The organism is Streptomyces sp. ISL-43 (assembly GCF_018614195.1).
Taxonomy (GTDB): Bacteria; Actinomycetota; Actinomycetes; order Streptomycetales; family Streptomycetaceae; genus Streptomyces.
This window is the reverse complement of the sequence record NZ_JAGGOT010000066.1, coordinates 1-22535: the sequence shown is the minus strand read 5'-3', so window position 1 is coordinate 22535 and position 22535 is coordinate 1. Positions and strand designations below refer to the sequence as shown.

The 22535-nt window shown below is 72.3% G+C and carries 22 protein-coding genes and 1 pseudogene; 11 read left to right on the top strand and 12 right to left on the bottom strand.

The annotated features are described in order from the left end of the window. Positions 1 to 196 precede the first annotated feature (196 nt). A complete protein-coding gene (locus J7F03_RS33270; protein WP_214956136.1) occupies positions 197 to 757 on the bottom strand; it encodes a CGNR zinc finger domain-containing protein in 561 nt (186 codons plus the stop codon). A gap of 79 nt (positions 758 to 836) precedes the next feature. Here J7F03_RS33270 and J7F03_RS33265 point away from each other — a divergent pair, with 79 nt between their 5' ends. Continuing rightward, positions 837 to 2099 (top strand): MFS transporter, encoded by a 1263-nt coding sequence (locus J7F03_RS33265; RefSeq protein WP_214956135.1) that lies wholly within the window; start codon positions 837 to 839, stop codon positions 2097 to 2099. Here the strand turns inward: J7F03_RS33265 and J7F03_RS33260 are convergent. The 6 genes from J7F03_RS33260 to J7F03_RS33235 form a co-directional block, all read right to left on the bottom strand. After that, positions 2035 to 2634, bottom strand: a complete 600-nt coding sequence (locus J7F03_RS33260; protein ID WP_214956134.1) for a transglutaminase domain-containing protein — start codon at positions 2632 to 2634, stop codon at positions 2035 to 2037. The two genes, J7F03_RS33265 and J7F03_RS33260, sit on opposite strands and share 65 nt — an antisense overlap. Before the next feature lie 86 nt (positions 2635 to 2720). After that, positions 2721 to 3827 carry a low specificity L-threonine aldolase gene (locus J7F03_RS33255; protein ID WP_374104425.1) on the bottom strand — a complete coding sequence of 369 codons (1107 nt, stop codon included), beginning with the start codon at positions 3825 to 3827 and terminating at the stop codon, positions 2721 to 2723. Then, positions 3806 to 4567 (bottom strand): SDR family oxidoreductase, encoded by a 762-nt coding sequence (locus J7F03_RS33250; protein WP_214956133.1) that lies wholly within the window; start codon positions 4565 to 4567, stop codon positions 3806 to 3808. Before J7F03_RS33250 ends, J7F03_RS33255 begins: the two co-directional genes overlap by 22 nt. Before the next feature lie 26 nt (positions 4568 to 4593). Then, positions 4594 to 6000 (bottom strand): DUF6421 family protein, encoded by a 1407-nt coding sequence (locus J7F03_RS33245; protein ID WP_214956130.1) that lies wholly within the window; start codon positions 5998 to 6000, stop codon positions 4594 to 4596. Between the two features lie 81 nt (positions 6001 to 6081). Beyond that, positions 6082 to 7119, bottom strand: a complete 1038-nt coding sequence (locus J7F03_RS33240) for an alpha/beta hydrolase (protein WP_214956129.1) — start codon at positions 7117 to 7119, stop codon at positions 6082 to 6084. An 11-nt stretch (positions 7120 to 7130) separates the two neighbouring features. After that, positions 7131 to 8267: an LLM class flavin-dependent oxidoreductase gene (locus J7F03_RS33235; protein WP_214956127.1), complete on the bottom strand. Its 1137-nt coding sequence runs from the start codon at positions 8265 to 8267 to the stop codon at positions 7131 to 7133. Between the two features lie 49 nt (positions 8268 to 8316). Here J7F03_RS33235 and J7F03_RS33230 point away from each other — a divergent pair, with 49 nt between their 5' ends. From J7F03_RS33230 to J7F03_RS33220, 3 genes and pseudogenes are all read left to right on the top strand, one after another. After that, positions 8317 to 8982, top strand: a complete 666-nt coding sequence (locus tag J7F03_RS33230; RefSeq protein ID WP_214956125.1) for a PadR family transcriptional regulator — start codon at positions 8317 to 8319, stop codon at positions 8980 to 8982. 190 nt (positions 8983 to 9172) lie between these two features. Next, positions 9173 to 9865: a glycerophosphodiester phosphodiesterase family protein gene (locus J7F03_RS33225; protein ID WP_214956124.1), complete on the top strand. Its 693-nt coding sequence runs from the start codon at positions 9173 to 9175 to the stop codon at positions 9863 to 9865. A gap of 140 nt (positions 9866 to 10005) precedes the next feature. After that, a pseudogene (locus tag J7F03_RS33220) lies at positions 10006 to 11089 on the top strand (IS630 family transposase). Here J7F03_RS33220 and J7F03_RS33215 read toward each other — a convergent pair. Then, positions 11086 to 11625 carry a GNAT family N-acetyltransferase gene (locus J7F03_RS33215; protein WP_214956122.1) on the bottom strand — a complete coding sequence of 180 codons (540 nt, stop codon included), beginning with the start codon at positions 11623 to 11625 and terminating at the stop codon, positions 11086 to 11088. The pseudogene J7F03_RS33220 and the gene J7F03_RS33215 sit on opposite strands and share 4 nt — an antisense overlap. Positions 11626 to 11795: 170 nt before the next feature. Between J7F03_RS33215 and J7F03_RS33210 the strand changes: the two genes are divergently transcribed. From J7F03_RS33210 to J7F03_RS33195, 4 genes are all read left to right on the top strand, one after another. Beyond that, a complete protein-coding gene (locus J7F03_RS33210; RefSeq protein WP_214956120.1) occupies positions 11796 to 12332 on the top strand; it encodes a DUF5134 domain-containing protein in 537 nt (178 codons plus the stop codon). Positions 12333 to 12432: 100 nt separating this feature from the next. Further along, positions 12433 to 13371, top strand: a complete 939-nt coding sequence (locus J7F03_RS33205; protein WP_214956118.1) for a M56 family metallopeptidase — start codon at positions 12433 to 12435, stop codon at positions 13369 to 13371. 67 nt (positions 13372 to 13438) lie between these two features. Then, positions 13439 to 14128: a phosphatase PAP2 family protein gene (locus J7F03_RS33200; protein ID WP_214956117.1), complete on the top strand. Its 690-nt coding sequence runs from the start codon at positions 13439 to 13441 to the stop codon at positions 14126 to 14128. Between the two features lie 37 nt (positions 14129 to 14165). Beyond that, positions 14166 to 14801, top strand: a complete 636-nt coding sequence (locus J7F03_RS33195) for a TetR/AcrR family transcriptional regulator (RefSeq protein WP_214956115.1) — start codon at positions 14166 to 14168, stop codon at positions 14799 to 14801. On the opposite strand, the gene J7F03_RS33190 is transcribed toward J7F03_RS33195, so the two are convergent. After that, complete coding sequence (locus tag J7F03_RS33190) at positions 14792 to 16276, bottom strand: hypothetical protein (RefSeq protein WP_251072874.1); 1485 nt, start codon at positions 16274 to 16276, stop codon at positions 14792 to 14794. The two genes, J7F03_RS33195 and J7F03_RS33190, sit on opposite strands and share 10 nt — an antisense overlap. A gap of 85 nt (positions 16277 to 16361) precedes the next feature. Between J7F03_RS33190 and J7F03_RS33185 the strand changes: the two genes are divergently transcribed. Together J7F03_RS33185 and J7F03_RS33180 are read left to right on the top strand one after the other, a co-directional pair. Further along, complete coding sequence (locus tag J7F03_RS33185; RefSeq protein ID WP_214956111.1) at positions 16362 to 17012, top strand: DUF305 domain-containing protein; 651 nt, start codon at positions 16362 to 16364, stop codon at positions 17010 to 17012. 52 nt (positions 17013 to 17064) lie between these two features. Further along, on the top strand, positions 17065 to 18420 hold the full coding sequence (locus J7F03_RS33180; RefSeq protein WP_214956109.1) for an FAD-dependent oxidoreductase: 1356 nt from the start codon (positions 17065 to 17067) through the stop codon (positions 18418 to 18420). Positions 18421 to 18507: 87 nt separating this feature from the next. Here the strand turns inward: J7F03_RS33180 and J7F03_RS33175 are convergent, their stop codons facing one another. Both J7F03_RS33175 and J7F03_RS33170 read right to left on the bottom strand, forming a co-directional pair. Beyond that, positions 18508 to 18855 (bottom strand): helix-turn-helix transcriptional regulator, encoded by a 348-nt coding sequence (locus J7F03_RS33175; RefSeq protein WP_214956108.1) that lies wholly within the window; start codon positions 18853 to 18855, stop codon positions 18508 to 18510. A gap of 127 nt (positions 18856 to 18982) precedes the next feature. Next, positions 18983 to 20083 (bottom strand): NADH:flavin oxidoreductase/NADH oxidase, encoded by a 1101-nt coding sequence (locus tag J7F03_RS33170; RefSeq protein WP_214956107.1) that lies wholly within the window; start codon positions 20081 to 20083, stop codon positions 18983 to 18985. A 204-nt stretch (positions 20084 to 20287) separates the two neighbouring features. Between J7F03_RS33170 and J7F03_RS33165 the strand changes: the two genes are divergently transcribed. Continuing rightward, on the top strand, positions 20288 to 21376 hold the full coding sequence (locus J7F03_RS33165; RefSeq protein ID WP_214956106.1) for a sialidase family protein: 1089 nt from the start codon (positions 20288 to 20290) through the stop codon (positions 21374 to 21376). Positions 21377 to 21402: 26 nt separating this feature from the next. Here the strand turns inward: J7F03_RS33165 and J7F03_RS33160 are convergent, their stop codons facing one another. Next, the gene (locus J7F03_RS33160) at positions 21403 to 22374 is read right to left on the bottom strand and encodes a YfbK domain-containing protein (RefSeq protein WP_214956105.1); all 972 of its coding nucleotides are present in this window, start codon (positions 22372 to 22374) and stop codon (positions 21403 to 21405) included. Between the last annotated feature and the right edge of the window lie 161 nt (positions 22375 to 22535).

The window sequence follows — 22535 nt, the reverse complement described above, 5'->3', positions numbered from 1 at the left end:
AATCACCAGCATTGGGCCTAGGGCCGTCGCGACCAGCCCGGCGGGGACTCCGTAACGCATGAAGCGCCTTCCGGTCGGAGGTGGGGGGTCCTGCGGAGGGTCCGTGGGGGGATTCCTGCGGCCGAAGATACTCATGCGCATGCCAAGCTGACAACGATGTCAGACAGGAAGGTTTCCTATTGACCGAAACCCGCCGTCAGCGCGCCCCGCCGGCCCGCTTCCGACGCCGGTGGGCGGCGACCCGGGCCCGCGTGGCGCACGTGGTGGAGCAGTAGCGGCGGGCACTGCCGGGCCCGGTGCCGAGGAAGTAGCGGCCGCAGCCCTCGGCGACGCAGGCGCCCCAGGCGACCCGCCCGTACTCGGTGAGCAGACCGGCCAGCACCAGCGCGCCCGAGGCGAGGAACCAGCCGTCCCAGCCGGCGCCCTCCCCCCGGTCCACGTGCAGGTGCCAGGGGTGGCCGTCGTGCCGGGTGAGCCGGGGACGGGTGCCGTACTCCTCGAACAGGGCGTTGAGGGCCCGCGCTGCGCGGTCCTCTCCGCTCTCCCCGAGCACCTCCCCCATCCGCCGGGCAGCGGCGCGCAGCGCGGCCGCGTCGGCCTCGGTGAACGCCCGGCCGGTGAGGTCGCCGGGGTTCTCCCCGTGCCGCGCGAGCAGCAACGCGATTTCGGCACGGGGCAGTTCGGGCGCCACGCGGACGGCCTCGGCGAGCTCGATCAGCCGCTGGGCCGCCGGCAATCCCGGCGCGGGGTCGGCCATCCCGCGATCCTTTCGCCCTACACCCAAAGGACGTAACGTCTTGCTCCTCCATCACGTTACATCGCGAGAGGGGCCTGGGATGCAGGGGCTCGGACGGTACCTGGCCGCCGCGCTGGCCGCGCGGTTCGCCTCCGAGGGGATGGGCATGGCGGTGGTGCTGCTCGCCCTGCAGCGCACCGGGAGCGCGGCGCACGGCGCGTTCGTGCTGACCGCCTGGCTGGCACCGCACGTGCTGGCGGCTCCGCTCGCGGGCGCCGCCGCGGCCAGGTCGCGCCGGCCACGGCTCTTCCAGGTGGGCGCCCTGGCCGGATTCACCACGGCCGTGGCGGCCCTGGCCGTACTGCTCGGGCGGGCGCCGACGCCGGTGGTGCTGGTGGTGGCGGTGCTCGGCGGCTCCTGCGGGCCGATGGTGACGGGCGGGCTGTCCAGCCTGGTGGCGGGGCTGGTGCCGGCCGGTCCCGCGCGCGACCGGGCGTACGGATGGGACGCGTCGACCTACAACGGCGCCGCGGTCACCGCTCCGGCGGCCGTCAGCCTGGTCGCGGCCTTCGGCTCGGCCGGGCCCGCGATGGGACTCCTGGCCGCGTCCGGCGCGGTGGCGGCGGCGCTGGCGGCGACCCTTCCGTACGGAAAGCCGGACCCGGGCCCCGGCCAGGGCGCACCCCGGGCCGGGCTCGGGGCCGGGCTCGCCGCCCTGTGGCGGGTCCGCGAACTGCGGGCGGTCACCTCAGCCACGACCCTGGCCTTCGTGGGCATCGGGGCGCTCACCACCACCTCGGTGCTGCTGGCCACCACGCTCGGCAGCCCGGGCGGCGGCGGGGTGCTGATGACGGCGTTCGCCCTGGGCGCCCTGACCGGCTCGTTGACGTTGGGCCGGATCACGGCCGTGCCGCCGGGCCGGCTGGCCCGCTGGGCCATGGCGGCGACCGGGGTGGCGCTGACGGCCGCCGCGTTCGCCCCGTCCGTCGCCCTCACCGCGGCGGCGTTCGCGGCCGCCGGGGTGTGCGACGGGCCGCTGCTGACGGCCACCTTGCGGATCCGCTCGGAGTTCGCGCCCGACGGGGTGCGGACCCAGGTGTTCACCCTCGGCGCCGGGCTCAAGGTGACGGCCGCGTCGACGGGCGCCGCCCTCGTGGGGCTCGCGGCCGCCGCGCCGCCGTGGATCCTGGTGCTCGCGATCGCCGCCCTGCAGCTGGCCGCCGCCCTGCTGCACACCCTGGTGACGGCACGCGGCCCGGCACGCGGCCCCGTACCGGAAGCGGCCGCCGCCCCGGCCGCTACAGGGCAGTCGGCAGGTTCCGCCACAACTGCGGCCGGTCCGCGGACTCCTGGAGCGCCTTGAGCGTGGCCGGGTGCGGTGCGGCGTAGAGCTCGGGGTAGTCGACCTCGCCGAGCTCGGGGCGGACCGGGAAGGCCAGTTGCTCGCGGTCGAGGGTGAACTGGGCGTCGACACCGGGCTTGTTGCCCCGAGGGTCCACCCGGGCCCAGGCGGCGCTGCCGGGCAGGCGCAGCGCGACGAGGCCGTGGACCGCCAGGTTCGACCCGTCGTCGTCGCCGAGGAGCTGGTAGCAGAGGCCGGCCGGGATGCCGCGGGCGCGCAGCAGGGCGGCGAGCGCGTGGGCCTTGGCGTAGCAGATGCCGTTGCGCGTGCTCAGGACCTCGGAGGCACGCCACGAGACGCGGTCGTCGCCGGAGTCGGCGCTGTGCGGGATGGTGTCGCGGACGAACTCGAAGGCCACTTTGGCGTATGAATATGCATCGCCCGTGGCCGCCCAGAAGGCGTCGGCGGTCTCTTGGACGAGTGGGTGGCCGTGATCGACCGCTTCGTCGGCGGCCAGATAGGCGGCAAGGTCAGTATGCTCCTGGATCAGTTCCATGATCCAGGAGCATACTCATGCAACACTCTGCATGCCTATAGATTTATGGCACTACCTATTCACGGCGGATGTACGACGCTCCGGAGCTAGCGGGCCAGCTCTTCCTTGAGGGCCTGGAGGAAGCCGTCCACGTCCTCCTCCTGGGTGTCGTAGCTGCACATCCAGCGGACGTCGCCGGCGATCTCGTCCCAGAAGTAGAAGCGGTAGCGCTCCTGGAGCCGTCGCGTCACGTCGTGCGGAAGCCGCGCGAACACGGCGTTCGCCTGCACCGGGTAGAGGATCTCCACCCCGTCGGTCTCGCGCACGCCGGCCGCCAGCCGCTGCGCCATCGCGTTGGCGTGGCGGGCGTTGCGCAGCCACAGGTCCTTCGCGAGGAGCGCTTCGAGCTGCACCGACACGAAGCGCATCTTGGAGGCGAGCTGCATCGACATCTTGCGGATGTGCTTCAGCTGCCGGACGGAGTCCGGGTTCAGCACGACGACGGCCTCGCCGGCCATCATCCCGTTCTTGGTGCCGCCGTAGGACAGCACGTCCACGCCGACCGCGTTGGTGAAGCTGCGCATCGGCACGTCGAGCGAGGCCGCGGCGTTGGCTATCCGGGCGCCGTCGAGGTGGACCTTCATGCCCTTGCCGTGCGCGTGCTCGCAGATGGCCCGGATCTCGTCCACGGTGTAGACCGTGCCGAGCTCGGTGTTCTGGGTGATCGAGACGACCTGCGGCATCGCCCGGTGCTCGTCCTCCCAGCCCCACGCCTGCCGGTCGATGAGCTCGGGGGTGAGCTTGCCGTCCGGGGTCGGTACGGTGAGCAGCTTGAGGCCCGCCATACGCTCGGGCGCGCCGCCCTCGTCGACGTTGATGTGTGCGGTCTCGGCACAGATCACGGCGCCCCAGCGGTCGGTGAGGGCCTGCAGGGCCGTCACGTTGGCGCCGGTGCCGTTGAAGACCGGGTAGGCCTGCGCGTCCGTGCCGAAGTGGCTGCGGAAGATCTGCTGCAGGTGCTCGGTGTACTCGTCGTCGCCGTAGGAGACCTGGTGGCCGCCGTTGGCCAGCGCGATGGCCGCCAGGATCTCCGGATGCACCCCGGCGTAGTTGTCGCTGGCGAAGCCGCGCACCGCCGGGTCGTGGTGCCGGCGGGCGTCGGTCTTCGCTTCGGACTTCCTGATCGCGGTCCTCACGGTTGCGGAGTGAGCCACAGACGCTGTCCGTTCACATCGGAGGCGGGCCGCTCCCATACGCCGGCGATGGCCTCGGCCAGCTCCTTGACGTCGGTGAAGCCCGCGAACTTCGCAGTGGGACGCTCGGCGCGCATCGCGTCGTGCACCAGTGCCTTGATGACCAGGATCGCAGCCGCGGCCCCGGGACCGTCCTCTCCCCCCGCCTTGCGGAAGGAGTCGGCCATCGCCAGCGTCCAGGCCTCGGCGGCCGCCTTGCCCGCGTTGTAGGCGGCGTTGTTGGCGACCGGCTTGTGCGCGCCGGACTGGCTGACCAGGACGTAGCGGCCGCGGTCGCTGCGCAGCAGTCCGTCGTGGAAGGCGAGCGAGGTGTGCTGGACGGTGCGGATGAGGAGCTTCTCCAGGAAGTCCCAGTCCGCGAGGTCGGTGTCGGTGAAGGTGGTGCTGCCGCGCCAGCCGCCGACGAGGTGGACCACGCCGTCGATCCGGCCGAACTCCTTCTCGATCTGCTCGGCCCAGGCCTTGGTGGCGGCCAGGTCGAGCAGGTCCACGGTGTCACCGGTGATGGTGGCTCCACCGTGGGCGTAGCGCGCCGCGTCCACCGCTTCGGCGAGGCGTGTCGGATCGGCGTCGGACGCGACGACCACGGCGCCCGCCTCGGCCAGGCGGAGCAGGGTGGCGCGGCCGGCGGGCCCGCCGGCCCCGGCCACCGCCACTACCGCTCCATGAAGCTTTCCGTTGCCGTTCCCGGAGCCGTTCATCGGTGCAGCCTCCTGAGGGCGAGTGCTCACGCGGCCACTCGCTGTGCGTCGTCAGAGTTCAGAGCGGTGATGCCCTTCGTGGAGGCGATCACACCCTTGAGCTTCTTGGCGAGCGCCTCATAGAACATGCTGAGCGGAAACTCGTCCGGAAGCACGTCGTCCACGAGCTTGCGCGGCGGCTGCGTCAGGTCCAGGGCGTCGGGGCCCTTGGCCCAGCGGGATCCCGGGTGGGGGGCGAGATACCCGGAGACCAGCTCGTAGGCCTTGAACCAGTGTACGAGCTTGGGGCGGTCGATCCCGGCGCGGTAGAGCTCCTCGATCTCCGCGCACAGCTGGTTGGTGACCTGCGGGGCCCGCATCCAGTCGATCTTCAGCTTGTTGTCCGTCCAGCGCACCACGTCGTGCTTGTGGAGGTACGCGAAGAGGAGCTGGCCGCCGAGGCCGTCGTAGTTGCGGTTGCGGTCGCCGGACACCGGGAAGCGGAACATCCGGTCGAAGAGGACGGCGTACTGCACGTCACGGCCGTGCTCGTTGCCCTCGGACTCCAGCTTCACGGCCTCCTTGAAGGCGGTGAGGTCGCAGCGCAGCTCTTCGAGGCCGTACATCCAGAACGGCTGGCGCTGCTTGATCATGAAGGGGTCGAACGGCAGGTCGCCGTGGCTGTGGGTGCGGTCGTGGACCATGTCCCACAGGACGAAGGCCTTCTCGCAGCGCTCCTGGTCCTCGACCATGCGGGCGATGTCCTCGGGCAGCTCGATGCCGAGGATGTCGACGGCGGCCTCGGTGACCTTGCGGTAGCGGGCGGCCTCGCGGTCGCAGAAGATCCCGCCCCAGGTGAAGCGCTCGGGGGCCTCGCGGACCGCGATGGTCTCCGGGAAGAGCACGGCGGAGTGCGTGTCGTAACCCGGGGTGAAGTCCTCCAGGGTGATGCCGAGGAAGAGCGGGTTGTCGTACCGGGTGCGCTCCAGCTCGGCGAGCCACTCGGGCCAGACCATCTTCAGCACGACGGCCTCGAGGTTGCGGTCCGGGTTGCCGTTCTGCGTGTACATGGGGAAGACCACGAGGTGCTGGAGCCCGTCGGCGCGGTCGGCCGCCGGGTGGAAGGCCAGCAGGGAGTCGAGGAAGTCCGGCACGACGAAGCCGTCGGCGGCCCACTTGCGCAGGTCGGCGACGAGGGCACGGTGGTACGCGCCCCCGTGCGGCAGCAGCGGGGACAGCGCCTCGACGCCCGCGATCACGCGCTCGACCGCGACCTCGGCGGCGGCGCGGGAGGGCGCGCCCTCCGCGTCGAAGTCGATGGAGCCGTCGGCCGACTGCCAGGGCCGGATCTCCTCCACGGCGGCCTTGAGCTCGGGCCACGCCGGGTGGTCCACCACCCGTACACCGGCGGTTATCACGGCGCCGCCGATACCCGGCACAAGAGTTTCCGTCATGTCACTTCCTCCACAGGAGAACCTCACGTCAAGGCAGCGTATGCATGTGAGGGTCTCCTGTTCAAGAGGAGATCCGGGAAATTATCCTGCGTCACCCCCAGTGTCACCGAAATTCTTCCCGTTCTTATGCGTGGAGTCGATGACTTCGGCCAGCCGCGCCAGGACTTCGCGTGCCTGTGGGAGTACGCCGGCCAGCGCGAGGAACCCGTGGAACATCCCGGGGTGGGAGTCGAGGACCGAGGGAACCCCGCTCCCGATCAGCCGGTGGTGGTACGCCTCGCCCTCGTCCCGCAGCGGATCGCACCCGGCGACCACCACGTGCGCGGGCGGCAGTCCCCGCAGGTCGGCGGCGAGCGGGGAGGCCAGCGGATGGCCTCCGTCGCCGTCCGGGCCCAGGTACTGCTCCCAGAACCAGCGCAGGTGCGCCGCGGTCAGGAAGTAGCCCTCCCCGTTGCTCCGGTAGGAGCCGGTGTCCTGCCCGGCGTCCAGACAGGGGTAGACGAGCACCTGGAGCGCGACGGCCGGTCCCCCGCGCTCCCGGGCCAGCAGCAGCGAGGCGGCCGCGAGGTTCCCGCCGGCGCTGTCCCCGGCCACCACCAGGGCGGCCGGGTCGCCGCCCAGTTCGGTGACGTGCGCGGCCGCCCAGCACAGGGCGGCGTAAGCGTCGTGGACCGCGGCGGGGAAGCGGTCCTCGGGGGCCCGGCGGTAGTCCACGGAGACGAAGACGGCGCCGGAGGCCCGGCACAGGGTCCGGACGGTGGCGTCGTGGCTGTCGAGGTCGCACAGGACCCAGCCGCCGCCGTGGCAGAACACCACGGTCGGCCGCGGCCCGGGCCACCGCTCGGGGTCGGGGTAGTAGACGCGCACCGGGACCGGCGGCGCCCCGTCCGGCCCGGGGACGTCCCGGTCCTCCACGGAGCCGACGGCGGGCGGGGGGACCGTCGCGCGCGGGGCGGCGAGGATCCGGCGCGCCTCGCCGGCGTCGGTGACGCTCCCGCCGAGGTCGGGGAAGAAGGCCGCCAGCGCGTCGGCGTAGGGCCGGGCGGCGGGGTCGAGCCGGTCGGCCGCGCCGGCCGACCCGGCCGGGTCGGCGTGGGACCCGGGGTTCACATCGGTCATGGCGGCGGCCCCTACGCGTTCCCGCCCCGCTGGTTCGCGAAATGCGGGATGACCTTCTCGCCCCACTGGCGCAAGGTCTCCAGACAGGCCTCCTGCGGCACCGTCCCCATCTGGATCAGGCACATGACCTCGTCGGCCCCCGCCTCCCTCAGCCGCTCGACGTAGGCGATGGCCTCGTCCGCGCTCCCGTAGGCGTGATCGGCGTTGAAGGTGGCGGTGGACGTGGGCCGCACCGGGATGTCCAGCTCGTTGAGCCGGGCCACCACCTGCTCGGCGGCCTTGCGCATCTCCGCCTCCTCGTCGGCGCCCGCCACCACCGCCTCGTCCGGGATGCCCGCACCGCCGTACCAGTGGCCGATGGACTGCGCGAAGAACCGCTGCCCCCGGACGCCGATCCGGCGCGCCTCCTCGGGGTCGTCGAGCACGATCGTCGGACAGAGCACCGAGAAGTGGTCGTTGACCGCGGTGGAGACGAAGCGGCCGCCGTCGCGGCCCGCGATCGCGGCGTCGTAGACGGCGCGCATCCGGGCGATGGACTCCGGCCCGGCGAACCCCATCACCAGCGCCCCGACGCCCAGCTCTGCGGCCTGCGTCAGGGTCTCGGCCCGGCTGCACGCCAGGAACAGCGGCGGGTGCGGGCTCTGGCTCGGCCTCGGCAGGATCGGGTGCGGGTCGATGTCGATGAGCTCCCCGTGGTACTCCAGCTCCTCCTCCTGCCAGGCCTTCCCGATGATCCGCAGCGCCTCCTCCACCTCCGCGGTGGTGCGGTCCTTGTCGACCCCGCACAGCGAGGTCTCCTGCGCGGTCCCGCCGCGTCCGGCGCCGAGGTCGACGCGGCCGCCGGACAGCAGGTCGAGCATCGCGGCCCGCTCCGCGACCCGGACGGGGTGGTTGAAGGCGAAGGGCATGCACACGACTCCGTGCCCGATGCGTATGGTGTTGGTCCGGGCCGCCACCCAGGTCAAGAAGATCTCGGGAGCACTCATGTGGGCGTACCACTTCAAGGAGTGGTGCTCCACGGCCCAGATCCGGTCGAACCCCATCCGCTCGGCGAGTACCGCCTGCTCGACGCAGTCGCGGATGACCTGGTGCTCCCGTTCCACGGTCGGGTCGGCGAGCTGAGCTTCGAAGATCACGGAGAATTTCACGATGCCTCCAGGGTTGCGTCCCGTGCCCGGTCTCACTTCAATTCGAAATATGACTAGTAGTCAGACGTCGAAGAAGCAAGAGCTGCCACCGACCGCGTGGGCCGTTCTGGGTCTCCTCTCCTTCCCGGGGGAGCGCACCGGCTACGAGCTGAAGAAGTGGGCCGACTCCTCCCTGCGCTTCTTCTACTGGTCTCCGGCCATCAGCCAGATCTACGCCGAACTGCGCCGCCTGGAGGAACTCGGGTACGCGGCTTCCGTGCGCTCGGGGCCCGAGGAGGTGCGGGCCAAGCGCCGCTACGGCATCACCCCCGCCGGGCGTGAGGCACTGGCCGGCTGGGCCCGCGACACCGCCGAGGCCGGCCCCCCGGTCCTCAAGCACGGTCTGCTGTTGCGGGTCTGGCTCGGGCACCTGGCCGAGCCGGAGCGGCTGCGCGCGATGGTGGGCGAGCACATGGAGCGCACCACGCACGAGCTGGCCGCCGTACGGGAGGCCATGGCGCAGGCGGCCGCCGAACCGGACTGGGCGTTCCCGGTCCTCGCCCTGCGCTGGAGCGAGCGCCAGCACCTGGCCGAACTGGAGCTGACACGGGCGCTCTTGGCAGACCTGGAGAACCTCGAGAACCCTGATGACCTGGTGGACTCCGCGCCGGGCGGGTCGCGGCCGGGATCCGGGCAGGATCGTCAAGGCGGTGGGGGCGCGCCCACCCCCGGGTGACACGACGGGCCCCGTCCGGGCCTCCGGAGCCCCGTCGAGTCCGGCGGGATGCGGCCGGACGGCATCCGGTCGGCCCGCACGGACGGTCCCATCGCCCGTGCGGCGCACTAGCATTGATCCTCGACCACGCGCGGCCGGCCGGGACACCGCGACCGCGCGGGGAGCCGCCGTCGACGGAAGCGAGAGAACCTTGACTTTCCTCACCATCGGTCACCGCGGGGTCATGGGCGTGGAACCCGAGAACACCTTGCGGTCGTTCGTCCGCGCGGAACGTTCCGGCATGGACGTCCTCGCCCTGGACCTGCGGCTCAGCAAGGACGGCGCCCTCGTCGTCCTGCACGACGCCGACGTGGACCGGACCACCGACGGCTCGGGAGCCGTCGCCGACCTGACCCTGGCCGAACTGCGCGGGCTGGACGCCGGAGATGGCCAGCAGGTGCCCCTCCTGGAGGAGGTCCTCGACGCGGTCCGGGCGCCGCTGCGCGTGCAGGTCCACGAGCTCTCCGCCGTCAGGCCGTTCGCGGAGCTGCTGCTGCGCCGCGATCTGACCGGGCGGGTGGAGGTGGCCTCCTTCGTCGACGAGGTGCTCGTGGAGGCGGCCGGGCTGGTGCCGGGCCTGCGCACCGTGCTCTACGTGAACCAGGGCACGGCCGACGCCGGAGCGGCCATCGGCCGGGCCGTGGCCGCGGGCGCGGAAACGATCGCCCTGAACATCCAGCACCTCACCCCGCACACCGTGGAGGCGGCGCACGAGGCCGGACTGCGCGTGACGGGCTGGACGGTCAACTCGCTGGAGCGGCTGCGCCTCGCGCGGGCCCTCGAACTCGACGGCGTGCTCACCGACTTCCCGGAGATCCGCTCCACGGGCCGCTTCACCGCCTGAGGTCCGGGGCCGCCCACGGCCACGCCCGACAGGGCCTAGTGACCTGGTCTTGAGTTCCTGGCTCGCCTCATGAGTCGTGTTCTGTTTCAGATTTTGGGCTTTGCCTGACGGGGCTGGTGTCGGCGCGCTGTGCTGCTGTCATGGGCGACAACAGGCTGCCACCGATCGTGTTGTCGGACGCTGAACGGCTGACGTTGCAGAACTGGGCCGCTCGGCGTTCGACCGCGCAGGGCTTGGCCAAACGGGCGCAGATCGTGCTGGCATGCGCGCGTGGGTGGAACAACACGGTGGTGGCCGCTCGACTGAGCACCGAACGCAAAACGGTGGCGAGATGGCGGACCCGGTTTCTGTGCGACCGGCTGGACGGCCTGGCGGACGAGCCGCGGCCCGGAGTTCCGCGGACCATCACCGATGCCCAGGTGGAAGCGGTGGTGGTCCGCACCCTCGAGGAGACACCGCAGGGGGCCACGCACTGGTCGACGGGAACTGGCCAGGCAGACGGGTATCTCACCGTCCAGCGTGCTGCGGATCTGGCGGGCCTTCGGCCTGCAGCCCTGGCGGACCGAGACGTTCAAAATCTCCCCGGACCCGTTGCTGATCGACAAGATCCGCGACGTGGTCGGTCTCTATCTCGCCCCGCCGGCGAACGCGGTGGTGTTCGCCGTGGACGAGAAACCGCAGATCCAGGCCCTTGATCGGACCGCGCCGGTCCTGCCGATGCTGCCCGGCACCCCAGAGCGGCGGAGTTTCGACTACGTCCGGCACGGCACTGTCGACCTGTTCGCCGCGCTGGACACCGCCACGGGAAAGGTGATCAGCAAGCTGTCCGCCCAGCACCGGGCCGTCGATTTCCGGGACTTCCTGGACGAGATCGACCGCCAGACCGATCCCGGCCTGGCGGTCCACGTGATCTGCGACAACCTCTCCGCCCACAAAGCGCCTGTGGTGCACAAGTGGCTGCTGGCGCACCCTCGCTTCCGGCTGCACTTCACACCCACGTACTCGTCGTGGATCAACCAGGTCGAGCGGTGGTTCGGTGAGCTGGAACGGCGCTGCCTCGAGCGTGGCGTGTTCTGCTCACTCGACGACCTCAAGGCCGCGCTCGAGAACTGGGTCAAGGTCTGGAACGACGAGGCCCGGCCGTTCAAGTGGACCAAGACCGCCGACCAGATCATCGACCGCATCTGCCGCTACTGCGACAGGATCTCCGGACCAGGTCACTAGAGCGACTTGACCAGCAGCTCGAAGGCCAGGTCGTCACGGAGCGGGACGCCGAAGCGCGCGTCCCCGTAAGGGAAGGGGCTCATCTCGCCGGTGCGTTCGTACCCGCGGCGCACGTAGTAGGCGATGAGCTCCTCCCGTACGTTGATCACGGTCATCCGCATCTCCTTGGCCGCCCACTGCTCGCGGGCGCGGCGCTCGGCCTCGGCCATGACCTCCTTGCCGAGTCCGCCGCCCTGCCGGCCGGGGCGGACCGCGAACATCCCGAAGTAGACGTGGTCCCCGCGGTGTTCGAGGTGGCAGCAGGACACGATCTCCCCGTCGCGCTCCACCACGAGCAGCATTCCGTCGGGGTGCCCGACGATCCGGGCCACGTCCTCGGCGTCAGTGCGCTGCCCGTCCAGGAAGTCCGCCTCGGTGGTCCAGCCCGCGCGGCTCGAGTCGCCCCGGTACGCCGATTCGACGAGCTCCACCAGCGCCGGAATATCGGCCTCCACGGCGCTGCGGAAGTTCAAGGCCCGGGGGTCGGCGCTGTGCATCGGGGGATCCGTTCTGCGGGGTGACGGCTGGACGCGGGCGGGGTGGCGTACGGCACGCCCGACACCCGCGCGACAGAGCCTAACCTCGGGCGGCGTGTGGCCCGCACAACGGGGGCATCTCTTCCGGTGAAGCCGACGAACCGGGAGGTTCCGCCGTGCACGGTCCCGCCATGTCCCTCTCCACCTCCGTCTCCGCCTGGCTGCTCGTCCTGCTCTGCGCGGTGAGCGGCGCGTACTGTCTGCGCCGCGCGGGCAGATCCGGCGGCGGTCCGGCGGCCGCCGGGGAGGCCGCGATGGGGTTCGGCATGGCGCTGATGGCACTGCCGCTGGGGACGGGCGGCGGATGGCAGGCGCCGGTGCTCGGCGCGGTCTTCTGCGGCGCGACGCTGCACGCGGTGTGGCTGCTGCGCGCCGGTCCGCACCACGCGCACCACCTGGTGGGCTCGCTGACGATGGTCTACATGTCCCTGGCTCCGGGAGCCGGCCAGGGTTCCGGCCACGGCCAGGCTCCCGGCCACGGCCAGGGAGCCGGGCTGCCGCTGCTGACCGGGCTGCTGCTCGTCTACTACGCCGGGTACGTGGTGCTGGGCGGGGCCCGGCTGGTCACGGTGAGCGGCGCGAGTGTCCCGACCGGGCCCGCGGAGGTGATCCGGGCCTGCCGACTGACCATGGGAATAGGGATGTTGGCGATGCTGCTCACGATGTGAGGGCGCGCGCGGGCGCGGCGGCGGGCGGGGCGAACGTGTGCTCCGTCACCCTTCACCGGGACCGTACCCGCAGGTAGGCGCACGCTCATAGGCTGGGTCCATGATGGTCCCCGCCGTTCTCCTGCTGCTCGGCGCCCTGACCGCGGTGCTCGCGCCCCGCCTGCTGGCCCGGGCCGAATGGACCGAGCGCGAACCGGTCGTCGCCCTGTGGGCGTGGCAGTGCGTGGTGGGCTCGGTGCTCCTGTGCTTCGCACTGTCGATGCTGCTGAGCGCGGCCGCCGCCTGGCAGGCGGTACGGGGCAGGCTGTTCGCGCCGGCCCCGCGCGGTGTGGTCGACGCGTACGCGCTCGGCGCCGCGGGCGGCCTCTGGGCCACCGGCACCGCCCTCGTACTGGCGGGCGGCGGGCTGTGGACGGGCGCGATGCTGGCCCGGGAGGTCATGCGGGCTCGGTCCCGGCGGCGCGCGCAGGACGCCGAACTGCTGCTGCGGGCCCCGCTGCTGCCCGGCGAGGAGGCCGCGGGGGCGCGGCTCGTCGTACTGGAGGGGGAGCGTCCCGACAGCTGGTGGCTGCCCGGACCGACCCCTCAGCTGGTGGTCACGACGGCGGCGCTGGGCCGGCTCAAGGGGAGCCAGCTGGACGCCGTACTGGCGCACGAACAGGGCCACGCGGCGGCCCGGCACGACTGGCTGCTGCACTGCTCGCGGGCGCTGTCCGGGGGGTTCCCGCAGGTCCCGGTCTTCGCCGCGTTCGAGGCGGAGATGCACCGGCTGGTGGAGCTGGCCGCCGACGACGTGGCCTCGCGGCGGTACGGGCGCCTGACCATCGCCCTGGCCCTGGTCGGCCTGAACGAGGACCGGGGGGTCTTCGGCCCCTGCCCGGCCCCGCAGGCGCACGTCCCGCAGCGGGTCCGGCGGCTGCTGTCGGCCGCGCCCCGCCTCCCGGCGGTCCGGCGGATGCGGCTGACCGCGCTGGCGACGCTGGCTCCGGCGATCCCCCTGCTGGTGGCGTTCGGGCCGGGCCTGAGCACGCTGGCGTAGGTCCCGTCCGGGCGGTCCCGCGCGGCGGGCGCCGGGAACAGGGAGCCCCGGGTGCGAGGATCACCGCATGCGGAGCGATCGGGTACGGCCGCGGCGGACTTGGCTCGGCTGCGTACTGCTCGCCGCCGTCGCCCTTCTGACGGCCCTGGTGATGGCCCACCGGCAGCCGCTCACGCCCTACGACGAGGGGATCGCGCGGAGTCTGCACTCCTACGCCGCCTCCCACCCGGGGACCACCCACCTGATGAGGGTGCTCACCGACTGGTTCTGGGATCCGTGGACCATGCGGGCCCTGGCCGCCGCGGCCTGTCTCTGGCTGTGGCGCAAGGGCGAGGGCCGGTGTGCGCTGAGGGTCGGGCTGGTCACCCTCGCCGCCTCGGCGGTTCAGCTGGGTCTGAAGGTATGGGTGGGACGGGAGCGTCCGGTGTGGCCGGATCCGGTCGACTCGGCGCAGTACGCCGCCTATCCGTCCGGTCACGCGATGACGGCGACCGTGGTCTGCGGCCTGCTGCTGTGCCTGGTCCCGCGCGGCAGCCCGGGCCGCTTCGCGCGTTTCGCCCCGGGCCTGGCCCTGCTCCTGGCCGCGGTCTCGGTCCTCGGGGTCGGCTTCACCCGGCTCTACCTCGGCGTCCACTGGTTCTCGGACGTCCTGGCGGGCTGGCTGCTGGGCGCGGCCCTCGTGTTGCTCGCGACGGCGGATGGTGTCTGTTCGGGGCGATCCCCCGTGTCGCCCCGAACAGACGATCCAGTGCGCTGAGTATACTGGCTCGAAGCCAGTCAACGCAGGAGCAAGCATGTCCCCGCGCAGCGCATCGGTCAATGAAGAATTGCGCAGGCGTTCCCGGGAGCGGCTGCTGCAGGCCACGGTCGAGCTCGTGGCCGAGCGTGGCTACGAGGCCACCAAGCTCGGCGACATCGCCGACAGGGCGGGCGCCGCCCGCGGCCTGGTGTCGTACTACTTTCCCGGGAAGCGTCAGCTGCTGCAGTCCGCCGTGCACCGGCTGATGCACCTCACGCTGGAGGCGGCGCTGGAGCGGGAGCCGCGTTCGGACGACGGCCGGGAGCGCCTCGCGCGCGCGATCGACGCGATCCTCGGGCTGGCCCGGGACCAGCACCGGCTGATGCGGACGCACATGGCGGGCATCCTGCAGGCGGAGGGTTTCGTCCAGTGCGTGGAGCAGCAGCGGCTCGCGGAGCTGCTGCGGGACACCGTCGTCCGGTACGGCTCGGCGGACGCGGAGACCGACTATCCGCTGCTGCGGGCCCTTCTGATGGGCGCGGTGGTGGCGGTGCTGCTGCCGGGCGCGCCGATGCCGGCGGCGCGGCTGCGGGCGGAACTGTTCCAGCGGTACGGGCTGGACTGGGAGATGGGAGTCCCGCCGGACGGCGGACCGCCCGGCGGGACGTTTCCCTCTCCGCGTCAGCGGTAGTCGGGCTGGCTCTGCACGTTGAGCCGGTCCATCCACACCCACTTGGCGCTCTCGGTGCGCCAGTCGTCGAGCCGCAGCACGTCGAAGCCCTTGGCGATGTCGTTCGAGTAGATGTGCCCGTTGTAGTAGTACGCGGACCAGGAGCCGCCGAGGCCGAGCTTGTCGGTGGTCAGCGGGCCCCGCTCGAAGTAGCCGATCTCCTTGGGGCTGGTGGAGTCGGTGAAGTCCCAGACGGAGACGCCGCCCTGGTACCAGGCCTGGACCATGATGTCGCGGCCTCCGCCGACCGGGATCAGCGAGCCGTTGTGGGCCACGCAGTTCTCGGTGTCGGCCTGGTGGCGCGGGATCTTGAAGTAGCTCTTGAAGACGAGCTTGCGCTGGTCACCGCGGCCGGTGATGTCGTAGATGCCGTCCGCGCCCCGGGTGGGGCCGGTGGCCTCGTTGCAGGTGGCGCCGCCACCGCCGCCCAGCTCGTCGGTGAACACCACCTTGTCCGCCCGCTCGTTGAAGGTGGCCGAGTGCCAGAACGCGAAGTTCACGTTGTCCTGCACCCGGTCGATGACCCGCGGTTCCTCGGGCTTGCTGATGTCGAAGAGGATGCCGTCGCCCATGCAGGCGCCGGCGGCGAGGTTCCTGGAGGGCAGCACGGTGATGTCGTGGCAGCCCGTGGTCTTGGAGACGCCCGGGTTGGTGGGTCCGCCCGGGTTGCCGCCGTCCGGGAAGAGGACCGGGAAGGCGACGACCGCGGCCTGCGTCGGGTTCTTCTTCGGCACCTTCACGATCGAGATGCCGTCGTGCGGCGGCTTGCAGTCGGGGAACGCGTCGTTCGGGGAGTACGAGGAGACGTAGAGGTAGACGTCCCGGCCGCCCGGCACCAGCGTGTGGGTGTGGGAGCCGCACGCGGTCTCGACGGACTTGATGTACTTGGGGTTCTTCTTGTCCTTGATGTCGAAGATCTTGATGCCCTCCCACGAGGACTTCTCCGTGGCGGGCTGCGAGACGCTGTTGCAGGAGTCGTCGCTGCGCGAGGAGTCGGTGGAGAGGAAGAGCAGGTCCCCGGAGACCGAGATGTCGTTCTGTCCGCCGGGGCAGAGGACTTCGGTGACGGTCTTCGGCGCCTTCGGGTTGCCGATGTCGTAGATCGTGAAGCCGTTGTAGCTGCCCGCGTAGGCGTACTTGCCCTGGAACGCCAGGTCGGAGTTGATGCCGGCCGGGTCGGTGCTCGGTATGTTCGCCAGGTGTTTGATGTTCTTGCTGTGGACGATCTCGTCCTGGCCCGGGATCTCGCCGGGCGCTATTTCCCGGCCCGCGCCGGCCGCGGTGGCGGCGGCGCTCCGCGGCGCGCCCACGCCCGGGAGTAAGTCGCCCGGGTCGGGGGTGGCGGCCGCGGGTCCGGCCGCCAGGAGCGTGGTGAGTAGGCCGGCCGCCGCTGCGGCCGCCCCCAGGAATCTGCGCCGCGCCCTGCTGGTCTGCATCGAGGTCACTGTGCCCTCCCATGAGTCCTGTCGGTTCCGCCCGTGGTGGGAACGGAACGCGGACCCCGGCAGTATGGTCCTTTGCATGGACATGGCGAAAGTGTTACTCGGGCGAATCGTCGGGGCGGCCCTGGCCGCCGGACTCCTGCTCGCACTCACCGGCTGCCAGGACGGCGGCGCGGACGGGGCGGAAGGAGGCCCGGCCGCGGTGATCGCCCCCGGCAAGCCCGGCGAGAAGGCGCGCACCATCTCCCCCGAACAGGCCGCCAGGGAACTGCCCGACGACAGCCCCAACGCGGCCGATCGAGCGTACGTGCGGAACATGACCGAGCACCATAGGCAGGCCCTTGCCATGAGCGCCCTCGCCCCGTCCCGGGCCTCGGCCGACGGGGTCAAGCGGCTCGCCGAGCGGATCACGGCCGCGCAGCAGCCCGAGATCGGCGCGATGGAACGGTGGTCGGCCCGCCTCCCGGCGCCCACCGCGGACGCGGGCGGCCACGACCACGCGGCGATGCCCGGCATGGCCACCGAGCAGCAGCTGAAGGAGCTCACCGACGCCACGGGGGCCGACTTCGACCGGCTCTTCCTCACCTTGATGACCGCCCACCACGAGGGCGCGCTGAAGATGGCCGGCGAGGCGCTGGCCTCGGGCAACAACGTCGCCGTCGAGGAGATGGCCACCGAGGTGGTGGCCACCCAGACCGCCGAGATCCACCGGATGCGCTCGATGGGCTGACGGCCCGGGCACCCGGTGTCATGCTGGGAACACCTGCGGGAGGAGCTCCGCCGTGCTTCGTATCGCCGTCGTCGGATCGGGCCCCAGCGGGGTCTACGCCGCCCAGACACTCGTACAGCAGCGCGAGGTCCCGGGCATACGGGTCGACGTACTCGACCGGCTGCCGGCTCCGTACGGGCTCGTGCGCTACGGGGTGGCCCCCGACCACGAGAAGATCAAGTCGCTGCAGGGCAGCCTGCGGACCGTGCTGGAGGACGAGCGGATCCGCTTCCTCGGGAACATCGAGGTCGGCGGACCCGAGCTGCCCACCGCCCGGCTCCTGGAGCTGTACCACGCGGTGGTCTACTGCGTCGGCGCGGCCCGGGACCGGCTGCTCGGCATCCCCGGCGAGGACCTCGTCGGCGTGCACTCCGCGACGGCCTTCGTGGCCTGGTACAGCGGGCACCCGGACGCGGCGGCCGAGGCCTTCGGCCTCTCGGGGGTGGATTCGGCGATCGTGGTCGGGGCGGGGAACGTCGCGGTCGACGTGACACGGATCCTGGCCCGGGGCGAACCGGAGCTGTCCCCCACCGACATGCCGCAGGCGGCGCTCGGGGCGCTGGGCGCCAGCGGGGTGCGTGAGGTCCACATGGTGGCCCGGCGCGGGCCCTCGCAGGGGAAGTTCACCACGAAGGAGCTGCGCGAGCTCGGCACGCTCCCGGGCGTGGACGTGATCGCGGACCCGGCGGAGCTGGCCATCGACCCGGCGTACGCGGATCCGGGCGCGGCCCTGCCCGCGGTGAACCGGCGCAACGTGGAGGTGCTGCGCGGCTGGGCGAACGGCCCGGCGGGCGACGGCGGCCGGCGGATCGCGCTGCGGTTCTTCCTGCGCCCGGTGGAGGTGCTCGGCGGACCGGACGGCCGGGTCACCGGGATGCGGTTCGAGCGGACCGCTCCCGACGGCCGGGGCGGGGTCACCGGGACGGGCGTCCACGAGGACGTCCCGGCGCAGTTGGTGCTGCGCTCGGTGGGATACCAGGGCGTCCCGCTGCCCGGCCTGCCCTTCGACGAGCGCACCGGTACGGTCCCGCACGCGGCGGGCCGGGTGGTGCGGGCGGGCCGCGCCTCGGTCGGCGAGTACGTGGCGGGCTGGATCAAGCGCGGCCCGACCGGGGTGATCGGCACCAACCGGCCGTGCGCGAAGGAGACGGCGTCCTCCCTGCTCCAGGACGCGGGGGCACTGGCCCGCCGCGAGCGGGACGGGGACCCCCTGGAGACGATGCGGGCGGCGGGGCTGCGGCCGGTGGAGTGGCCGGGGTGGCTGGCGATCGAGACGGCGGAGGCCGAGCTCGGGCGCTCGCTGGGCCGACGCTCCGTCAAGATCCCGGACTGGGCGGGCCTGCTGGGCGCCGCGGACCGGGCGGACTGAGGCCGGGAGCCGGGAAGCCGGCGGCGGGACGGCGGGGCCTCGGCGACGCCGCGAATCCGCCCGGGCCCGCGCGGGACGGGCCCCGCCTCAGCCCCGGCCGCGCGCCTCCTCGGCGGCGGCCGCCGCGAGCACGCGGTCGAGGAGGCCGGGGAAGAGCGCCTCCAGGTCGGTGCGGCGCAGTCCGTTCAGCTTGCTGGTGCCGCGGTAGCACTGGCGTACGACACCGCTCTCGCGCAGGACCCGGAAGTGGTGCGTGGTCGTGGACTTGGTGACCGGGAGCTCGAAGTACGAGCAGGCCAGCTCGGCGTCCGTGGCCGCGAGGTCCCGGACGATGGAGAGCCGCACCGGGTCGGAGAGAGCGTGCAGGACGCCTTCGAGCCGGATCTCGGCGGCCTCCGGGTGGGCGAGGACACGCGCCGCGTCACGTTCCGTCATGTCCGCACTCCACTCGCTCGGGTGATCCGGGTCCAGGTTCCAGGGTCCATCGTACGAGAACCGTCGTAGGACCGGAGCCGATCGGATGGGCCGCGGCGCGGGGATCGGGGCCCCGCGCCGCACCCGTTCACCAGGAGCGGTGGTACTGGTCGGGCGTACGGATCCCGGCGCCGAGCTCGGCGGCCGCGCGGCGGGCCCAGTACGGGTCGCGCAGCAGCTCCCGGCCCAGCAGGACGGCGTCGGCCTCGCCGTTGGCCAGGATCTTCTCGGCCTGCTCCGGTTCGGTGATCAGACCCACGGCGGCGACCGGGAGGGTGGTCTCGGCCTTGATCCGGGCCGCGAAGGGGACCTGGTAGCCGGGGCCGACGGGGATCGTCACGCCGGGGGCGAGGCCCCCGGTGGAGACGTCGAGCAGGTCCACGCCGTGCTCCTGGAGCAGCGCGGCGAGCCGGACGGTCTCGTCGGCGGTCCAGCCGTCCTCCTCCAGCCAGTCGGTGGCGGAGATCCGGAAGAACAGCGGGAGTTCCACGGGCCACACGGCCCGTACCGCGTCGACGACTTCGAGGGCGAGACGGGTGCGGTTCTCGAAGGAGCCGCCGTACTCGTCGGTGCGCTGGTTGCTGTGGGGGGAGAGGAACTGGCCGATCAGGTATCCGTGGGCACCGTGGATCTCGACGACCTGGTAGCCGGCGGCGAGCGAGCGCCGGGCGGCGGCCGCGAACTGCTCCACGACGTCCCGGATCTCCTGGGCCGTCAGCTCGTGCGGGACCGGGTGCCCCTCGGCGAACGGCACGGGGCTCGGGGCGCTGGGCCGCCAGCCGTGCGCGTCGGGTCCGACGGGGCGCCCGCCCTTCCAGGTGCGGTCGGTGGAGGCCTTGCGGCCGGCGTGGGCGAGCTGGATGCCGGGGACCGCGCCCTGGGCCTTCAGGAAGGAGGTGATCCGGCGCAGCGCCTCGACCTGGGTGTCGTTCCAGATGCCGAGGTCGTACGGCGAGATCCGTCCCTCGGGGGCGACGGCCGTGGCCTCCTGGATGATCAGGCCGGTGCCGCCGGTGGCGCGGGCCGCGTAGTGCGCGAAGTGCCAGTCGTGGGCCACTCCCGCGTCAGGGCCGAACGCCTCGGCGCTGTACTGGCACATCGCGGCCATCCACACCCGGTTCGGGATGGTGACCGAGCGGATGGTCCACGGCTGGAACAGGGCGGCGAAGGCGGCAGGGGCAACACTCATGAGGGCTCTCCAGAGGGGACCGGACGCGCACCGGGGATCGGCGGCTAAGTACGAGCATCACCGTACTACGAAATCTCTCGTAGTACGAGACCTCCCGTACAACCCGAGACGGCCGCGCGCGTGCCGACCGGCCGCTGTCAGTGGCCGGGTGCAGACTGACGGAAAAGCTGCCATGCAGGACAACGACGTCCGGAGGTGTCGGCCATGACCGACGTGGTACTGCTCGCCGGGACCCGCAAGGGACTCTTCATCGGCCGCCGGGGCTCCGGCGGCACGTGGGAGTTCGACGGGCCGCATTTCAACGCCCAGGCGGTCTCCGCCGTCGCCATCGACCGGCGCGGGAGCACACCCCGACTCCTGGTCGGCGGCGACAGCACGCACTGGGGGCCCTCCGTCTTCAGCTCCGACGACATGGGCGCGACCTGGCGGGAGCCCGCCGCGGCCGCCGTGAAGTTCCCCCAGGACACCGGCGCCTCCCTGGAGCGGGTCTGGCAGCTGCATCCGGCCGGCCCGGAGGCCCCGGGCGTGGTCTACGCGGGGACCGAGCCGGCCGCCCTGTTCCGCTCGGCCGACGGGGGCGAGTCCTTCGAGCTGGTCCGGCCGCTGTGGGAGCACCCGACCCGGGACAAGTGGGTGCCCGGCGGCGGTGGCGAGGGCCTGCACACCGTGATCACCGACCCCGGCGACCCGGACCTGATCACCGTCGCGGTCTCCACGGCCGGGGTGTTCCGGTCCAAGGACGGCGGGGCGAGCTGGGGCCCGTCCAACAGCGGGATCTCGGCGGTGTTCCTGCCCGATCCGCAGCCCGAGTTCGGGCAGTGCGTACACAAGATCGCCCAGGACCCGGGGAACACGGACCGGCTGTACCTGCAGAACCACTGGGGCGTCTACCGCAGCGACGACGCCGGGGCCCGGTGGACGGACATCGGCGCCGGCCTGCCCTCGGACTTCGGCTTCGCGGTGGCCGCCCATCCGCACCGGCCGGACACCGCCTACATCTTCCCTCTCAACGCCGACTCCGACCGGGTCCCGGCGGAGCACCGCTGCCGGGTCTTCCGGACCCGGGACGCGGGCAACAGCTGGGAGCCCTTGTCGAAGGGGCTCCCGGACGGCGACCACTACGGCACGGTGCTGCGGGACGCGCTCTGCACGGACGACGCGGATCCGGCCGGGATCTACTTCGGCAACCGCAACGGCGAGCTGTACGCCAGCCAGGACGACGGGGACAGCTGGCAGCTGCTCGCCGAGCACCTCCCCGACGTCCTGTGCGTACGCGCCGCCGTGCTGGAGTAGGCGTACGTCCCGGCCGGTTCCGGGCGTCAGCCGGTGAGGCGCCCGGCCTGGCGTACGGCCTGCGCCAGCTGACGCACGGCGGGGTCCTCCGTGCGTCCGGCCAGCCGGTCCGCGTGCCCGGCCAGGCTCCCCAGCGGAACCGCGCCCGGCACCCGCTCCCAGCCGCCGTCGCGCTCCCGCAGCGCGGAGGCGAAGTAGGCGGCCACCGCGGTGACCTGGAAGCGCGGCGGCGCCCCGGTCCACAGATCGCCCCACAGCGCCGCCGCTTCCACCCGGCCGGACTCCTCGTGCGCCACCCGGGTGCGCGGGTCCAGCCAGCGCACCGTCGCCGTCGCCAAGTGCCCGGCGGCGCCGGGGCGCAGCCGTACCGAGTACAGGGCGGTCACCGTGTGGCCGGAGCCGACCTCGCCGCCGTCCACGGTGTCGTCCCGGAAGGCGTCGTCGGCGACGCGGCGGTTGTCGTAGCCGATCAGCCGGAACCGCTCGACGCTCTGCGGGTCGAAGGAGACCTGCGCCTTGGCGTCGCGGGCCCGCAGCTGCACCTGCGCCGGGAGGTCCTCGCAGAAGACCTTGCGGGCGCCCTCGGTGTCGGAGACGTACGTGGTGTGTCCGTCGCCCCGGTCGGCGAGCTGCTCCATGAAGGCGTCGTTGTACTCGCTGCCCACACCCACGCCGAACAGCGTGATCCCGTGCTCGGTCCGGGCTTCGGCGATCCGCTTCAAGATGGCGTCGGCGGAGGTGGCGCCGGTGTTGGCGAGGGCGTCGGAGAGCAGGACGACACGGTTGGTGGCGCCCGGCCGCAGCGCCTTGACCGCGACGTCGTACCCGCGGGTGACGCCCGCCTCCACGTTGGTGGAATCGGCGGTGCGCAGGCCGTCGACGACCTGGTGGATCTGCTCGCGGTGGCCTTCGACGCGGGTCATCGGCAGCCGGGTCTGGGCCTTGCCGCTGAAGGTGACGACGGCGACCGAGTCGTCCTCGCGCAGCTGGTCGGTCATGAGGTTCGTGACTCCTCCCCCTCATAAATGAGGGGGCTTCTCGCTATGCCGGTTGAGGCTCGCGACGGACCAGCCCGGCCCGTAGAACGTTGACAGCGCCCACCGTGTCAGCGTGCGCCAGGTGGCCGCAGGCTATGCAGTGGAACTTGTCCTGTGTGGTC

Coding starts and splice junctions, on each gene's coding strand:
- J7F03_RS33240 (WP_214956129.1), bottom strand. CDS start 7,119: ATGACCGATGTGAACCCCGGGTCCCACGCCGACCCGGCCGGGTCGGCC.
- J7F03_RS33170 (WP_214956107.1), bottom strand. CDS start 20,083: ATGAGTGTTGCCCCTGCCGCCTTCGCCGCCCTGTTCCAGCCGTGGACC.
- J7F03_RS33190 (WP_251072874.1), bottom strand. CDS start 16,276: ATGCAGACCAGCAGGGCGCGGCGCAGATTCCTGGGGGCGGCCGCAGCG.
- J7F03_RS33160 (WP_214956105.1), bottom strand. CDS start 22,374: ATGACCGACCAGCTGCGCGAGGACGACTCGGTCGCCGTCGTCACCTTC.
- J7F03_RS33270 (WP_214956136.1), bottom strand. CDS start 757: ATGGCCGACCCCGCGCCGGGATTGCCGGCGGCCCAGCGGCTGATCGAG.
- J7F03_RS33245 (WP_214956130.1), bottom strand. CDS start 6,000: ATGACGGAAACTCTTGTGCCGGGTATCGGCGGCGCCGTGATAACCGCC.
- J7F03_RS33210 (WP_214956120.1), top strand. CDS start 11,796: ATGTCCCTCTCCACCTCCGTCTCCGCCTGGCTGCTCGTCCTGCTCTGC.
- J7F03_RS33185 (WP_214956111.1), top strand. CDS start 16,362: ATGGACATGGCGAAAGTGTTACTCGGGCGAATCGTCGGGGCGGCCCTG.
- J7F03_RS33230 (WP_214956125.1), top strand. CDS start 8,317: ATGACTAGTAGTCAGACGTCGAAGAAGCAAGAGCTGCCACCGACCGCG.
- J7F03_RS33195 (WP_214956115.1), top strand. CDS start 14,166: ATGTCCCCGCGCAGCGCATCGGTCAATGAAGAATTGCGCAGGCGTTCC.
- J7F03_RS33260 (WP_214956134.1), bottom strand. CDS start 2,634: ATGGAACTGATCCAGGAGCATACTGACCTTGCCGCCTATCTGGCCGCC.
- J7F03_RS33165 (WP_214956106.1), top strand. CDS start 20,288: ATGACCGACGTGGTACTGCTCGCCGGGACCCGCAAGGGACTCTTCATC.
- J7F03_RS33205 (WP_214956118.1), top strand. CDS start 12,433: ATGATGGTCCCCGCCGTTCTCCTGCTGCTCGGCGCCCTGACCGCGGTG.
- J7F03_RS33175 (WP_214956108.1), bottom strand. CDS start 18,855: ATGACGGAACGTGACGCGGCGCGTGTCCTCGCCCACCCGGAGGCCGCC.
- J7F03_RS33215 (WP_214956122.1), bottom strand. CDS start 11,625: ATGCACAGCGCCGACCCCCGGGCCTTGAACTTCCGCAGCGCCGTGGAG.
- J7F03_RS33250 (WP_214956133.1), bottom strand. CDS start 4,567: ATGAACGGCTCCGGGAACGGCAACGGAAAGCTTCATGGAGCGGTAGTG.
- J7F03_RS33265 (WP_214956135.1), top strand. CDS start 837: ATGCAGGGGCTCGGACGGTACCTGGCCGCCGCGCTGGCCGCGCGGTTC.
- J7F03_RS33200 (WP_214956117.1), top strand. CDS start 13,439: ATGCGGAGCGATCGGGTACGGCCGCGGCGGACTTGGCTCGGCTGCGTA.